The organism is Sphingomonas ginsenosidivorax (assembly GCF_007995065.1).
Classification (GTDB): Bacteria; Pseudomonadota; Alphaproteobacteria; order Sphingomonadales; family Sphingomonadaceae; genus Sphingomonas; species Sphingomonas ginsenosidivorax.
In genome coordinates, this window is record NZ_VOQR01000001.1 from 2,438,410 (window position 1) to 2,452,392 (window position 13,983).

16 protein-coding genes and 1 riboswitch are annotated in these 13,983 nt (G+C 65.4%); of the genes, 2 read left to right on the top strand and 14 right to left on the bottom strand.

The genetic code is table 11. The features are described from left to right. Positions 1-91 precede the first annotated feature (91 nt). Positions 92-280, bottom strand: a riboswitch (cobalamin riboswitch). Between the two features lie 23 nt (positions 281-303). After that, positions 304-1,728, bottom strand: a complete 1,425-nt coding sequence (locus FSB78_RS10915) for a cobyrinic acid a,c-diamide synthase CobB (protein WP_242008201.1) — start codon at positions 1,726-1,728, stop codon at positions 304-306. Between the two features lie 134 nt (positions 1,729-1,862). Between FSB78_RS10915 and FSB78_RS10920 the strand changes: the two genes are divergently transcribed. Next, positions 1,863-3,995, top strand: a complete 2,133-nt coding sequence (locus FSB78_RS10920) for a TonB-dependent receptor (protein ID WP_147082631.1) — start codon at positions 1,863-1,865, stop codon at positions 3,993-3,995. A gap of 325 nt (positions 3,996-4,320) precedes the next feature. Here FSB78_RS10920 and FSB78_RS10925 read toward each other — a convergent pair whose 3' ends face one another. The 9 genes from FSB78_RS10925 to FSB78_RS19515 all read right to left on the bottom strand — a co-directional run bounded on the left by FSB78_RS10925 (position 4,321) and on the right by FSB78_RS19515 (position 9,957). Then, a complete protein-coding gene (locus FSB78_RS10925) occupies positions 4,321-4,914 on the bottom strand; it encodes an FKBP-type peptidyl-prolyl cis-trans isomerase (protein ID WP_147082633.1) in 594 nt (197 codons plus the stop codon). A gap of 102 nt (positions 4,915-5,016) precedes the next feature. Continuing rightward, positions 5,017-5,223, bottom strand: a complete 207-nt coding sequence (gene rpsU / locus FSB78_RS10930; protein WP_147082635.1) for a 30S ribosomal protein S21 — start codon at positions 5,221-5,223, stop codon at positions 5,017-5,019. Positions 5,224-5,363: 140 nt separating this feature from the next. Then, entirely contained in the window at positions 5,364-5,879 is a 516-nt protein-coding gene (locus tag FSB78_RS10935) for a Ros/MucR family transcriptional regulator (protein ID WP_242008202.1), read from the bottom strand. A 110-nt stretch (positions 5,880-5,989) separates the two neighbouring features. Continuing rightward, on the bottom strand, positions 5,990-6,187 hold the full coding sequence (locus tag FSB78_RS10940) for a DUF5818 domain-containing protein (RefSeq protein WP_147082639.1): 198 nt from the start codon (positions 6,185-6,187) through the stop codon (positions 5,990-5,992). Next, positions 6,188-6,637 carry a peptide-methionine (R)-S-oxide reductase MsrB gene (gene msrB, locus FSB78_RS10945; protein ID WP_147082641.1) on the bottom strand — a complete coding sequence of 150 codons (450 nt, stop codon included), beginning with the start codon at positions 6,635-6,637 and terminating at the stop codon, positions 6,188-6,190. It abuts the gene before it with no gap. Positions 6,638-6,657: 20 nt separating this feature from the next. Beyond that, positions 6,658-6,936, bottom strand: a complete 279-nt coding sequence (locus tag FSB78_RS10950; RefSeq protein WP_147082643.1) for a hypothetical protein — start codon at positions 6,934-6,936, stop codon at positions 6,658-6,660. Beyond that, the gene (locus tag FSB78_RS10955) at positions 6,929-8,470 is read right to left on the bottom strand and encodes a PepSY-associated TM helix domain-containing protein (protein ID WP_158638006.1); all 1,542 of its coding nucleotides are present in this window, start codon (positions 8,468-8,470) and stop codon (positions 6,929-6,931) included. The genes FSB78_RS10950 and FSB78_RS10955 overlap by 8 nt, the downstream gene beginning before the upstream one ends. After that, positions 8,467-8,721 carry an iron transporter gene (locus FSB78_RS10960; RefSeq protein WP_147082647.1) on the bottom strand — a complete coding sequence of 85 codons (255 nt, stop codon included), beginning with the start codon at positions 8,719-8,721 and terminating at the stop codon, positions 8,467-8,469. Before FSB78_RS10960 ends, FSB78_RS10955 begins: the two co-directional genes overlap by 4 nt. Before the next feature lie 795 nt (positions 8,722-9,516). After that, entirely contained in the window at positions 9,517-9,957 is a 441-nt protein-coding gene (locus FSB78_RS19515) for a biopolymer transporter ExbD (protein WP_242008204.1), read from the bottom strand. 144 nt (positions 9,958-10,101) lie between these two features. On the opposite strand from FSB78_RS19515, the gene FSB78_RS10970 reads away from it, so the two are divergent. After that, positions 10,102-10,818, top strand: a complete 717-nt coding sequence (locus tag FSB78_RS10970) for a ZIP family metal transporter (protein WP_147082649.1) — start codon at positions 10,102-10,104, stop codon at positions 10,816-10,818. Between the two features lie 28 nt (positions 10,819-10,846). Here FSB78_RS10970 and FSB78_RS10975 read toward each other — a convergent pair whose 3' ends face one another. Genes FSB78_RS10975 through FSB78_RS10990 form a run of 4 tightly spaced genes read right to left on the bottom strand, consistent with a single transcriptional unit; the run spans position 10,847 to position 13,905 of the window. Further along, positions 10,847-11,332, bottom strand: a complete 486-nt coding sequence (locus FSB78_RS10975; protein ID WP_242008207.1) for a DUF4142 domain-containing protein — start codon at positions 11,330-11,332, stop codon at positions 10,847-10,849. 19 nt (positions 11,333-11,351) lie between these two features. Then, positions 11,352-12,134 (bottom strand): SDR family NAD(P)-dependent oxidoreductase, encoded by a 783-nt coding sequence (locus FSB78_RS10980; protein WP_147082651.1) that lies wholly within the window; start codon positions 12,132-12,134, stop codon positions 11,352-11,354. A gap of 11 nt (positions 12,135-12,145) precedes the next feature. Next, a complete protein-coding gene (locus FSB78_RS10985; RefSeq protein ID WP_147082653.1) occupies positions 12,146-13,324 on the bottom strand; it encodes a zinc-dependent alcohol dehydrogenase in 1,179 nt (392 codons plus the stop codon). Beyond that, on the bottom strand, positions 13,324-13,905 hold the full coding sequence (locus FSB78_RS10990; RefSeq protein ID WP_147082655.1) for an SRPBCC family protein: 582 nt from the start codon (positions 13,903-13,905) through the stop codon (positions 13,324-13,326). Before FSB78_RS10990 ends, FSB78_RS10985 begins: the two co-directional genes overlap by 1 nt. Between the last annotated feature and the right edge of the window lie 78 nt (positions 13,906-13,983).

Genomic DNA, 13,983 nt, shown 5'->3' on the forward strand with positions numbered 1-13,983 from the left:
GGAGGAAGCACAACACCTCCTCCTGCGAAGCGCAGGTCGGCGATGTCGTCACGCGGGTTTTCCCCGTCCGTTCGGCGCACCCTGGCCGGACGAAAGACGACCGCGTCAGGCAGGTCTCCTGGCTAGCGGGTCAGTGTCGATTCGTACCGCCTTCTCAGGACCCGAAAGTCCCAATGGCATGTGGCACGGCGACTCGCCGCTTACAGTTGCAGGGGCAGCCGGGGTTTTCCCGTTCCCTTTTCATCCCCGTCGCCGGGGAACCTTACGCCCCCGCGTGCTAGGGCCGCCCCCGATCCGCGTCAATCAGGCGATCAGGTGGAAGAAGGATCCGCTGACGTGGCCGGCGCGGTGGCCCGCCGGCGGCAAGGGATTGCCCTCGCCATCCGCCATCTCGGCGAGGTTCCCCGGCGCACCCCCGGTGACGGTCGCATAGTGGAATTCGTGCCCGCGATGCGTCTGACCGGCTTCGGCAAAGGACGTTGCCTCGCGCCACGTCACATGGCGATAGCCGAGGTTGAGCTTGCGCTGCGTGAAACTCGTCTCGACCGGCAACAGCTCCGCCATCGCGTGGCGTATGCCATCGGCATCTGTCAGCGACTGCCCTAAAACCATATAGCCCCCGCACTCGCCATGCACCGGGCGCGTCTGGGCGAACCGCCGCAGTCCGCCGAGGAACCGCGCGTTTCCCGCCAGCCGCCCGGCATGCAGTTCGGGATACCCGCCCGGCAGCCAGCATGCATCGGCGTCTTCCGGCGGTGCCTCGTCTGCCAATGGCGAGAACCACAGCATCTCCGCCCCAGCCCGCCGCCAGCCGTCGAGCAGATGCGGATACAGAAACGCAAACGCCGCATCCCGCGCTATCGCGATCCGCTCGCCCGGCGGGCGGAGGAAGGGCGGCGCCCCATCCACTCTCTCGTCATCCCCGCGGAGGCGGGGATCCAGACTGGCCACCCTTAAGGCAGGCAGCGCAACGTTGGAGTTTATGGATCCCCGCCTCCGCGGGGATGACGAACGTTGGTCGGGTCCAGCCAACGACCCAGCCCCCGCCACGACCGCATCCAGATCGACATGCGCCGCCACGCAATCCGCCATCGCCTCGATCCGCGCGTCCAGGTCCGCCGTCTCTCCCGCCTGCACCAGCCCCAGGTGCCGCGACGGCATCTCCAGCCGCGTGTCGGTCGGCACGAACCCCAGCAGCGGCACCGAGGTCCGCGCGAATCCCGCTTCGATCATCCGCCGGTGCCGGGGGCTCGCACAGCGGTTGACGATCGCCCCCATCACCGGCGGCGCCCCCGGAAAGCTCGCCAGCCCGTGCGCAACCGCCGCCAGCGACTGCGCCGCCCCCGACGCATCGAGCACCAGCAGCACCGGCCACCCCAGCATCGCCGCGATATCCGCCGTCGCCCCGGTCGCCGCTCCGCTCGCCAGCCCGTCGTACAGTCCCATCGCTCCCTCGGCGACGATCAGGTCTGCCTCCGCGGCGATCCCCGCGGCGAGTGCGGCGATCATCGCCGGCGTCATCGCGAACCCGTCGAGATTGCACGACGGCCGTCCCGTCGCCACCGCATGGAACGCCGGATCGATATAGTCCGGCCCGGTCTTGGCACCCCCGATGCGAAGCCCGCGCCGCGACAGCGCACGCTGCAGTCCGATCGTCACCACCGTCTTGCCGCTGCCCGATCGCGGGGCCGCCACGATCAACCCGCGCGCCATGTCCGTCATGCTCATCCCCCGCGCCTGCCACTGCGTCGGCCGGTGCACAATCGCAACACGAACCGGAAACCCGACGCACCGCAGCAAAGACCCTTGATACGTTACATCATTAAACGCTAGCAGTTGCCGCGACGTTCAGGAGTTCCAGTATGAAGACAATTCCCGGTGCCAGCATGCTTGCCCTTCTCGCCGCCACCCCGGCGCTGGCCCAAACCGCGCCTGCGCCGAGTGCGACTCCTGCGCCGGCACAGCGCGACATCATCGTCACCGCCCCAGTCTCGCGCAGCGAAGCGGATGTCCTGCAGGGCACCTCGGTCCTGACCGGCGCCGAGCTGACCCGCCAGCTGCGCCCGACGATCGGCGAAACGCTCGCGCGCCAGCCGGGCGTGTCGGCGACCTCGTTCGGCCCCAACGCGTCGCGCCCGATCCTGCGCGGCTTCCAGGGCGACCGCATCCGCGTGCTCACCGACGGCATCGGCTCGATCGACGTGTCCAACACCAGCGTCGACCATGCGGTGATCATCGACCCGCTGCTCGCCGAGCGGATCGAGGTGCTGCGAGGCCCGGCTGCGCTGCTGTTCGGGTCGTCGGCGGTCGGCGGCGTCGTCAACGTCATCGACACGCGCATCCCGCGCACCGTCCCTGCCAATGGCTACCGCGTCAACGGCATCGCCAATTACGGATCGGCCGCGAACGAACGCTCAGGCGGCATGGCGGGCGATATCGCGGTCGGCGAGCATCTCGCCCTCCACGCCGACGGCTCCTATCTGAAGTCCGACGACCTGCGCACCGGCAAAGGCTATCTGCTCTCCGCCCCCGCACGCGCCGCCGCGCTCAGCCAAGTCGGCCTGCCGCAGGACACCGACGAGCCGATCGACTTCGCCGCCAATGCCGGCCTGCGCAACAAGTTGCCCAACTCCGCCAGCGAGACCTGGACCGCGGGCGTCGGCGCCGCGATCATCACCGACACCGGCAATCTCGGCGTGTCGTACAGCCACTACGACAGCCTCTACGGAGTCCCCGTCCGCTACGCGACCGCGGTCGGCCAGGAACAGGAGGCGCCCCGCCTCGACGTCGTCCAGAACCGCTTCGACGTCCGCGGCGAAGTGCAGACCGGCGGCGGCTTCCTCGACCGCATCCGCTTCCGCGCCGGTCAAGCGAGCTATCGCCACTTCGAGCTGGAAGAGGATAACTCCGTCGGCACCGCCTTCTACAACAAGGGTCTCGAAGGGCGCCTCGAACTCGTCCAGGCGAATCGCGGCGGCTGGCAGGGCGCGTCGGGCGTCCAGTATTTCAACCGCATCTTCAACGTCGTCGGCGACGAGGCCTTCCTGCCCAAGAACGAGACCAACCAGACCGGCGTCTTCACGCTGCAGCAATATGCCAGCGGTCCGGTGCGACTCGAAGGCGGGCTGCGCTACGAACATACCGACGTCGCGTCGCGCACCCCCGACGACGATCTCCGCTTCTTCCGCGGCGGTCGCCAGTTCGACGCGGTGTCCGGCTCGATCGGCGGCTCCTACGGCGTGACCGACCGAGTGCGTCTCGGCATCAACGTCTCGCGCACCGAACGCGCGCCGTCGGGCGAGGAACTGTTCGCCAACGGTGCGCATGCCGGCACGCAGGCCTATGAACTCGGCAACCCCGACTTCCGCCTCGAAAAGAGCTGGGGGCTGGAAGGCACGCTGCACGCGCATGGCGACGGCTTCAGCTTCGACGCGTCGGCCTATTACAACTGGTTCTCCAACTACATCTCGGAGAACCAGGTCGCCTCGTCGGTGTGCGTCGCCGCCGCCACACCGTCGGGTCGCGACGTCGACCTGCCCTGCTTCCAGTACCAGCAGGCCGATGCGCGCTATTACGGGTTCGAGGCGAACGCCTCGGTCCGACTCGCGCGGATCGGCAGCTACGTCATCAACGCCGACGCGCTCGGCGACTATGTCCGTGCCAATATCGTCGACCAGGGCCCGGTGCCGCGCATCCCGCCGATGCGCGTCCTCGGCGGTCTCGAGGCACAGGGCGACACTGCCAACGCGCGACTGGAAGTCGAGCATGTCTTCGACCAGAACCGCATCACGACGTTCGAGACCAAGACCAACGCCTATACGATGGTCAACGCGACGATCGGCTTCAGCCCGTTCGGCAAGGACAGCAAGACCAGCATCCTGCTCAGCGCGAACAACATCTTCGACGTCGTCGCCCGCCGCCATGCGAGCTTCCTGAAAGACTTCGCTCCGCTGGCGGGCCGCGACTTCCGCGCGACGCTGCGGTTCGGGCTCTAAACGCCTTCGTCATCCCGGGCTTGTCCCGAGATCCAGGGTCACAGGCGCTGACGTTCGTAACCCTGGATCCCGGGACAAGCCCGGGATGACGATGAGGACACCACATCCCACCCCCCAACCGTCATCCCTCCCCAGACTGTCATCCCAGCCCCCAAACCGTCATCCCAGCGAAGGCTGGGATCTTTCGACGCAAGGGCGCCACGCCGCCGCGCGAGACCCCAGCCTACGCTGGGGTGACGGAATGAGAGGTGACCCGCGGGGCGCACAAAGAAACGGGCGGAGACCTAAGTCCCCGCCCCTAATCTCTAACCAATAACGGAAAACCTTACCGCGGCGCGCCCTGCGGCGGCATGCCCGGCATCGCGGCACCCGGTGCCCCGCCCGGCATCGCGCTGCCCGGCATTCCACCAGCCTGCTGCGCCTGCATCTGCCGAACGACGCTCTCCGGCAGGAAGTCGAGCAGCTTGATGTCGAACATCAGCGCGGAGTTCGCCGGGATCGGCCCCGTCGCCTTGTCGCCATAGCCGAGCGACGGCTTGATCCAGACGCGGTACTTGGAGCCCTTCGGCATCAGCTTCAGCGCTTCGCTGAACCCCGGCACGACGCCGGCTACCGGCATCGGCGTCGGCTGCTGCGACTTGTCGAAGGTCGTGCCGTTGAGCAGCTTGCCCTCATACTCGACCAGAGCGACGTCGGTATCGGTCGGCTTGGCAGTCCCGGTGCCCTTTTCGAGCACCTTGTACTGCAGCCCCGACGGGGTCGTCACGACGCCCTTCGCCCGCGCGTTGCGCGCCAGCGGATCGTCGCCCTGCCGCGCCAGCGCGAACGCCGACACGACCAGCAGCGCGATGCCGATCCACAGATAGACGAGGTAGCTGCGCTTGACGGGCAGCAACGGAACGGCGGTCACGGTCGACATGAAAGGCCTCGATATCGTGGCGCCGCGAACCGCGGCAATCCGGCCGGCGCGCATAGGCGCACCGGCGAAAAGCTCAGGCGAGCCCTCGGGCCCGCCCGCTACTTACCGTGCGCCGTCGCGCTCGGCGCGCTTGCGGTCGAGCTTGCGCGAGCGGCGAACCGCTGCGGCACGCTCGCGTGCGCGCTTCTCCGACGGCTTCTCGTAATGCCGGCGCAGCTTCATTTCGCGATAGACGCCCTCGCGCTGCAGCTTCTTCTTCAGCGCGCGCAACGCCTGGTCAACGTTGTTGTCGCGAACGATAATCTGCATAGTCTGACAAAGCTCCGATCAATGGAAAATGGCGGGTACGAACTCTCGTCCGCCCCGCGATTGGGTCGGCCTTAGCGCAAGCCCGTTTTAGAGGCAAGCGCGCCGGACCCGGGGAAGGCCGAAGCCCTCCCCGTGGCGGATCAGCCTTCGCCGCCGAGAGTCTGCTTGGCGGCGTCGAGCGCGGCCTTGCCGCCCTTGCGCACGCCCTTGACCGCGGATTCGGCGGCCTTCTCGACCTTGGTGCCGGCCTTGCGGCCCAGACCGATCGACTTCGCCATGGCGCGGCGCGCTTCCGAATAGGTCGCGGCGACCATCGGATAGTCCGCCTTCAGGTTGAAGCGCTCGCGATACTGTTCCGGGGTCAGGCCATTGGTCGACAGATGACGACGCAGCGTCTTGTAGGGCTTGCCGTCCAGCATCGAAATGATGTGGTCGGGCGATGCCAGCGACTTGCGCGCCGAAACCGCAGGTTCGTAGGTCTGAGCAGGCGCCTGCTCGACTTCGCCTTCGCCACCGGCGGACAGCTTGCTCACTGCGGCGTGCATCGACAGCAGGAACGCAGGAACGTCATCGGCCGAGGTACGCGTATTGGGATTGGCGAGCCACGCGGCAGTCAGTTCGGCTGCGAGTTCTACGGTATTGATGGTGTCGTTCACGTGAATTCCTTGAAACTACTCGCCCTGTCGACGCGCGACTACACCGTGAGTTCCCGGATGAACACCCGCAAACCCCGAGAAATCGACAGTTTGACTGTCTTGTATTGCCGTCAGGCGGCGGTAACGCCTTCGACGCTCACCAGATCGTCGCCGATGATCACGCCAGTGACGCGCACGCGCTTCTCGACGTGGTCGACCGGCACGCGCTGCAGTTCGAGCGAGTAGCGCCCGCCCAGGTCGCGCCTGAGCACGAATGCACCCCCGTCCCGCACCAGCGTGCCGGTCTCCTCGATTCGTTCACCGATCACTCAGGCGACGTCTTCGACCTGGTCGAGATAGTCGCCATAGCCCTTGGCCTCCATGTCCTCGCGCGCGACGAATCGCAGCGAGGCGGAGTTGATGCAGTAGCGCAGGCCGCCGCTATCGCGCGGGCCGTCGTCGAACACATGGCCCAGATGGCTGTCGCCATGCGTCGAGCGCACCTCGGTCCGCATCATTCCCAGGCTGGCATCGCGCAGTTCGGCGACGTTCGCGGGCTCCAGCGGCTTGGTGAAGCTCGGCCAGCCGCAGCCCGATTCATACTTGTCCGACGACGCGAACAGCGGCTCGCCCGACACGATGTCGACATAAATGCCCGCCGCCTTGTTCTTCAGCAGCGCGCCGGTGCCGGGGCGTTCGGTCCCGCTGTTCTGCGTGACATAGAATTCCTCGGGCGACAGCTTGGCAAGGGCTTCTTCGGTCTTCTGGTAGGTCGGCATGGGGTTCTCCTGATCCCGACCTATTTGGGGTTGCGCCTCGGCGCTCGCAACGGTGCGACCGACAACAGCATGACCAGCATCACCGCCGCCAGCGCGCTGCCCCCCAGGAACCGCACCCAGCGCTCGCCCGTCACCGGCGCCCCGCACCGGAACAGCGCCAGCGTCAGCAACAGCGCCGCGACAGCCCGCAGTCCGACGATCGCGGCGGGCGAGTCGATCCCGAGGTCACGGCGATATTTATATGACGCCGCCGCGAACAGCAGCCATGCGACGAAGCTCGTCGCGACGATCTCAACCATGCGCCATCTCCCGAACCCGCCGTCTGACCGGCATCTCGACCTTCCGTCCCGCTCGCGCCGCGCCGAACGCCAGCACCGCCGCCGCCCCGAGCATCGCAAAGTCGAACGCCGCGAACAGCGTGTCCCCGTTCGACAACGACCCTGGCAGCCCCCGCGCCGTCGTGACCGCATTCGCCACCGGGATGGCCACGAACGCGACGGCACCGATCGCAAAGCCCTCGACCCAGGCGCGCCGGGCAGGCCGTGCTAGCTGCAGCACCGCCAGCGCGCCCCAGGTCCAGAACATCGCCGCGACCTCCATGTCCGCGCGCCCTTCGATCCCGACCGGGATCAGGCGATTGGCCAGCAGATACGCCGCCATCGCTGTCGGCAGCCCCGCGACCACCGCGATGTTCAGCCGCTCGACGAGAGCCAGACCGAAGAACGGCACCGCGCCGGGCTTGCGCCGCTTGACGGTCCACAGCAGCAGCCCCGTCCCCACCATCGCCGCTCCGGTCAGGCCCAGGGCGAAATAGGTCCAGCGCAGCGCCGTCCCCGCGAACTGCGCGACATGCAGCCCGAGCATCACTCCCGCGGTCGCGAGCGCAGGCCCGCTTCCCGTCGACGCCCCAAGCAGGCGCCCGGTGCTTCCCGAATAGGTCACCGACGGCCCGCGCGCGTTGAGCGAGGCTGAGGGATGCCGATAGACCGTCACCGTCGCCGCCGAATCGTTCGGGTTGCGCACCACCATCCGCGTCGCCGGCGCGCCGAACCGTACTTCGGCATTCGCCACCAGCGCACCGATATCGACCAGCGACGCAGGTCTGCCGCTCGCGTCGCGGTCGGCGGGGATACCGAACGCCACCGCGCCGAAATCGAGCGGCTTGGCGTAGTTCGCGACGACCGGCCACGGCATGTACATCGCTACCAGCGTGATAAGCCCGGTATAGGTGATCATCGCATGGTAGGGCAGCGCCAGCACCGCCGACACGTTGTGCGCATCGAGCCAGCTGCGCTGCCCCTTGTTCCAGCGCAGCGTGAAGAAGTCCGCGAAGATCCGCTTGTGCGTGATCACGCCCGATACGATCGCGCCCAGCATGAACATCGCGCACAGTCCGGCGAGCCAGCGTCCCCAAGGATAGGGCAGCTGCAGCTGGAAATGGAACCGATAGAAATGCTCGCCGCCGCGCGTCTCCCGCGCGTGCAACGGCGTTCCGGTCGCGGGATCGAGCACGATCTCCGATGCCACCGGCGGCACTTTCGATGCCGGATTGCGCTGTTCGAAGATCCGCGTCGCGCTCGTCCGCGAATCGGGCAGATAGACGAACCACTGCACGTCGTCCGCGCCGACCTTCTGCATATAGGCCGTAGCGGTCTGCGCGGCGCGCGCGGCGCTCACCGGCACGCTGCGGAACTCGGGCTGCATCCACTGCGTGATCTCGGGCCGGAAATAGCTCGCGGTGCCTGTCAGGAACATCGCGAACAGGATCCATCCGGCGAGCAAACCGAGCCAGCCATGGATCCATACCATGCTCTGCCGCAGCGTCACCTTCACGGCCGCACGCCCAGCAAATAGGCAAGGCTGCCCGCGACCAGCGCCGATCCCCATACCACCAGCATGACACGCGCCAACCGCCGCTCGTGCAGCGCCCACAGCGCGACACTGCCATAAACCGCAAACGACAGGATCATCGCCCAGCTCGTCGCCTCGGCGCGACCGATCGGCAACAGCCGCGCCGCCAGCGTCGCCAGCGCAGCCGCCGCCGCATACCCGCCAACCAACGCGGTCGCGATCCGCACAGCCATCGCCACCGCCACACGCCGAACGCGCGGCCGATAGAATCGCAGGCGCGCGCCTTTTGAATGGGGACTGTCGAGCACGGGATCGCTCTAGCGGAGTTTGCAAGTCATTCGCAATAGCGAAGACGCATACTCAGTCTGCAAACGCCGCTGTCCTACACGCGCGCTCTATGGGACGGTGTGGCTCTCAACGACGCGGCTCTTGCTCATCGCTGCCACACCGCACCGAAAACACCCTTTTCAGTGTGACTTTTGTGACCTTTCGCGACCTTCGCGGATCGCCCAGTTGCGGATTCAAGCCCATCAGTTGTGATCGTCAGCTGACGCCCACTTGCGGACGTTCGGTAATTTCCGGAGGATCGGCGCATCGGAGGGCGCGAAATTTGAAAGGTTCTGACATGTTCGAGGAAAATGCTATCTGGACACGAACTGAGCTAGATTCCGTAGCTGTCCGTTACCTAGGATTTCGCAATCTGGAAACCGCCCAAGTGTGGATAGCGAATGGCAACTATGTAAGTATCAACGATCAGGAAGGTGAACCACACAATCTTACGGCAGATCAACAAATATCCGCTAACAGTGTCTTGGAATCGTTCTTAAACGATCTTCCTTCCAACACTCATGCTTGGAAGGCGACGATCGCGGAGGCAATAGAATACTTTCAAAATAATGAGTCGGGCGTCAATTAACCATTATTTGCGCCCAGAAGAGGACCTTTCGCTTTCCATCACGACGCGACATACGCGATCGGCGAAGCGAGGGCTAAGCAGCGGCCGGTCGGCAAGCGCCCAATTGCAGACATTAATCTTCGCTGCTGGTGGGAGGTTTCGAAATAAAGGCAACTTTGGTGAAGCCGGCTCTTTGCAGAGTGTAGATCGCCCTGCCAATGCATCGATAGGGTGTTTGCCCCATGTCCGTGTCGAGATGCGCCCGACGGCCCGATTTCGCTTCCGGGCGCGCAATCGCAAGCAGTTCATCTGTCGTGACCTTACGCCCATCAACTTCGATGCTGCATGATGAAGCCGGCCCCCGAACCATCACGCGAAACGGGGGAAGAGTTCGTTGGGACGAATGCGCGCTGGTGGACACGAGCAGCGATACGAGTGCAACATGTCTTACGTTCAGCTTCATGTAGACCTGATGCCGAAACTTCGTCCGTTCCGGAACGTCAGCTTCCCACCAATCCCGGACGTTCGCTGTCTGGTCCCAGTGGATGGCCGCGAACACCCGCCGCGTGCGCATGGCCGATCCGTCGCGCGCCCATCACTCGCCACGGTCGATTATGATTGCGATACACTGTATCATCCTGTCTTAGGGCGCGATCGGCGCAGATGACGGAAGTGACAGGGAATTGAGAGTGTATCGTCATGCGGGGCAGGCGCAGCCATGAACGGCCCGCTCCTCATCCCGCTCGCATTCGGCGCCGCGGCCAGCCTCGCGACGCTGTTCGGGGGGTTCCTCGCGCTTCGGCTGGCCTCGCGGATCACGCTGATCGCGGCGTTCACTGCCGGGATCGTCCTCGGCGTGTCGTTCTTCGATCTCATCCCCGAATCGCTCGGGCTGGCGGCCGGGCTGTACGACGCCCGCGCCGTGATCGGCTGCACGGCCGTCGGCTTCGGCGGCTATATGCTGCTCGACCGCGTGCTGGGTGCCAAGGGCGGGTATGAAGGCGAATGGCGCGCGCATCTCGCACCCGCCAGCCTGACGCTGCACAGCCTGCTCGACGGCATGGGGATCGGCCTCGCCTTCCAGATCTCGCCGCAGATCGGCTGGGTGATCGCGATCGCCGTGCTCACCCACGACATCGCCGACGGCGTCAACACGGTCAGCCTGTCGATGATGACCAGCCGCCGCACGACCGCAATCCGCTGGCTGATCGTGAACGGCTGTGCGCCGCTGATCGGCGTGATCCTCGGCCTGCTCGTCACCATTCCCGGCTGGGCGTTGGCGCCGTTGCTGGCAGCGTTCGCCGGGGCGTTCCTCTATATCGGCGCCTGCGAACTCGTCCCCCGCAGCCACCTGCGTGATCCGCGGCTCAGGACCACCCTCGCCAGTCTGGCGGGAATGGCCCTGATGCTGGCGGTCACGACCTGGGCGAAATAGTCCGCGGGCGGCCTCCGCGGACTTGTGACTACATCGCCTGGAGTTCGGTGATGTGGGTCTGGACGACCGGTGCGATGCTAGCGGCGACGGTCTTCAGGCCCGCCACGGTCCCACCAGCCGCATAGCCCTGATGCAGCGCCAGCGCCTTTTGATGCGCCATCTTCTGCTGCTGGACGTACAGCGTGTCTCGCGCCGTCCCCTTGGCCGCACGCAGTGCCGCGACGTTCTTCATGCCGTCCGCGTCCAGCTTGGGCGGTGCGACCTTGACGTTCGCCGCGATCGCCGCCCGCTTCACGTCGGCGGTGCTCTTGGTGTGATCGGTGATCATCATCTGGGCGAATCCCTTGATCTTCGGGTTCGCCGTCGTCGCCAGCACGAGCCCGCTCGACTGCCGCTCGTACAGGTCGCCGGCGCCGGCCTTCATGACATAGGCGGGTGCACCCATCGGTGCCTGCGCGGATACGGCGGTCATCGGCAGCGCGATCAGCGCTGCCAGGGTCAGATATCGGGTCATGATCGTCTCTCCTAGTGAATTATTCGGCGGTGCCGGGTTCGGCCATCTTGCGATGCTGTTCGGCGAGCACGGCGTTCGGCGTGATGTTCGCGACCGCGGACTGGATCTTGTTCTTCCAGCCCGACACGATCGCCGCCTTGCCCGCCATCAGCGCGTCCCAGCCGTCCTTTGCCACGTCCGCCGGATCGCTCTTCTTGGGATCGGCACCGACCGACGTATCGAGCATGTGCGCGCGATCGAAGAATTCGGTCTCGACCGGACCCGGCATCAGGTTGGTCAGCGTGACGCCGTCCGATTCCTTGATCTCGTTCTGGATCGCGGCGACGAAGCTATCCACATAGCTCTTGGTGCCGTTGTAGACCGCCTGGAACGCGCCGGGGATGTAGCCGGCGATCGATCCGGTCACGAGGACCTTGCCGTCGTTCCGCGCCACCATGTCGCGCAGCACCTTCTGCAGCAGGTACGACGTGCCGACGACGTTGGTATCGATCACCTTGCGCCACTCGGCGATGTCCTGGTCGAGAAACGCCTCGCCCAGCCCGCGCCCGGCATTCGCGCAGAGCAAGTCAATTTGCCGCCCCTTTGCCGCGGCGAGAAGCCCGTCGACACCCTCGAACGTCGACAGGTCGGCCTCAAGCGAATCGACGCTGGTACCGAACTGCCGGAAGTCCTGCGCCGCCGACTCGATCAGCGCTTCGTCGGCAGCGACCAGAATGTCGTACCCGTCCTTCGCAGCCAGCGTGGCAAGCTCGAAGCCGATGCCCGTCGAGGCACCGGTAATGATCGCGAATTTGTTGGCCATATCGGGGTTCCTCAGTTGAAGCCGGGCTTCAGCACGACTTTCGTGACTTCGTTCTGGTTGTTCTTGAACATGTCATAGCCCTTCGGGGCGTCCTCCAGGTCCATGCGGTGCGAGATCAGGAAGGTCGTATCGATCTTCCCCTCCATGATCGCGTTGAGTAGCGCGGGCATGTAATGCTGGACGTGCGTCTGCCCGGTCTTGAGCGTCAGCCCCTTCTCCATGAAGGCGCCCAGCGGGAACTTGTCGATGAAGCCACCATAGACCGCGGGCATCGACACGCGCCCGCCCTTGCGGCACGCGATGATCGCCTGGCGGATCGAATGAGCGCGATCGGTGCCGAGGAAGGTCGACGCCTTGATCTGGTCGATTACGTTGTCGACGAAGAAGCCGTGCGCCTCGAGGCCCACGCTGTCGATCACCGCATCGGGACCGATCCCGCCGGTCATCTCCATCAACGCCTCGTAGACCGCCGACTGCTCGAAGTTGATCGTCTCCGCGCCGAACTTCCTGGCGAGGTCCAGCCGGTGGGGAAAGTGATCGATCGCGATCACCCGCTCGGCGCCCATCAGGAACGCCGACTGCACCGCGAACAGGCCGACCGGCCCGCAACCCCAGACGGCCACCGTGTCGCCGGGCTCGATCTGCGCATATTCCGCTGCCTGCCATCCGGTCGGCAGGATGTCCGAGAGGAACAACACCTTCTCGTCGTCCACCCCTTCCGGAATGACGATCGGCCCGACATCACTGAACGGCACACGGACATATTCCGCCTGACCGCCCGCATAGCCGCCGGTCATGTGGCTGTAGCCGAACAGCCCCGACATCGGCTGCCCGTACAGTTCCTGCGCGATATCCTGGTTGTCCGACGGAAGGCCGTTGTCGCACGCCGAATATTGATGCTTGCCACAATGATAGCAGCTGCCGCACGCGATCGTGAACGGCACCACGACCTTCTGGCCCTTCTTCAACGTCGATTTCGCGCCAACCTCGACGACTTCGCCCATGAACTCGTGGCCGAGAATATCGCCCGCCTGCATCGTGGGGATGTATCCGTCGTACAGATGCAGATCGGATCCACAAATGGCGGTTGCCGTGACCTTGATGATGCAGTCGCGGGAGTTGACGATCTCGGGGTCGTCCACGGTGTCGACGCGGACGTCGTGCTTGCCGTGCCATGCCAGTGCGCGCATCAGGCGAGCTCCTCTTCCCGTTGTTTGAGATTCATCGCGGCGGTCGCGATCTCACCAGTTTCCATCAGCTGCTTTAGCCGACGCAGGTCGCGACGCGCCTGGATCGCGGGTTCGCGCTGGAACATCTTGGCGATCAACTTGCCGACCACACCGCCGGGCGGGTCGTACATGATCGTCGCGCTCACGACGGTGCCGCGCGCACCGGCGTCGCGGAAATCCACACGGCCGCTGTTGTCGACATCGGCGCCCGGCTGCGACGACCATGCGATGTAACGATCCTTCACCTCATCGGTGACGAGCGCGTCCCATTCATAGGTCAGCTTCGCAGGTCCCCGGACGACCCAGTGCGATCGCTTTTCGTCGACGACATCGATCCGGTCGACGTTTTCCATGAAGGACGGCAAATTCGAGAAGTCACGAAAGAAGGCGAATACTTCGCTGACCGGCTTGTTGATGGTCACCGCACGCCCGACGATGCTGTTGCCCTTTGCATCGGCCAGCTGTCCGTGCGCAATCTCTGTGGCGTCGCTACGCTTCGACGCGCTGATCGGCGCGTCGTCTCTCGGGTGATTGTCGACCATCACGCTCTCCTGTCACGAAGTCCCCTAAACACCGCCATCTGGGCGAATGTTCCGGAGATTGATCCATGATCACAACGT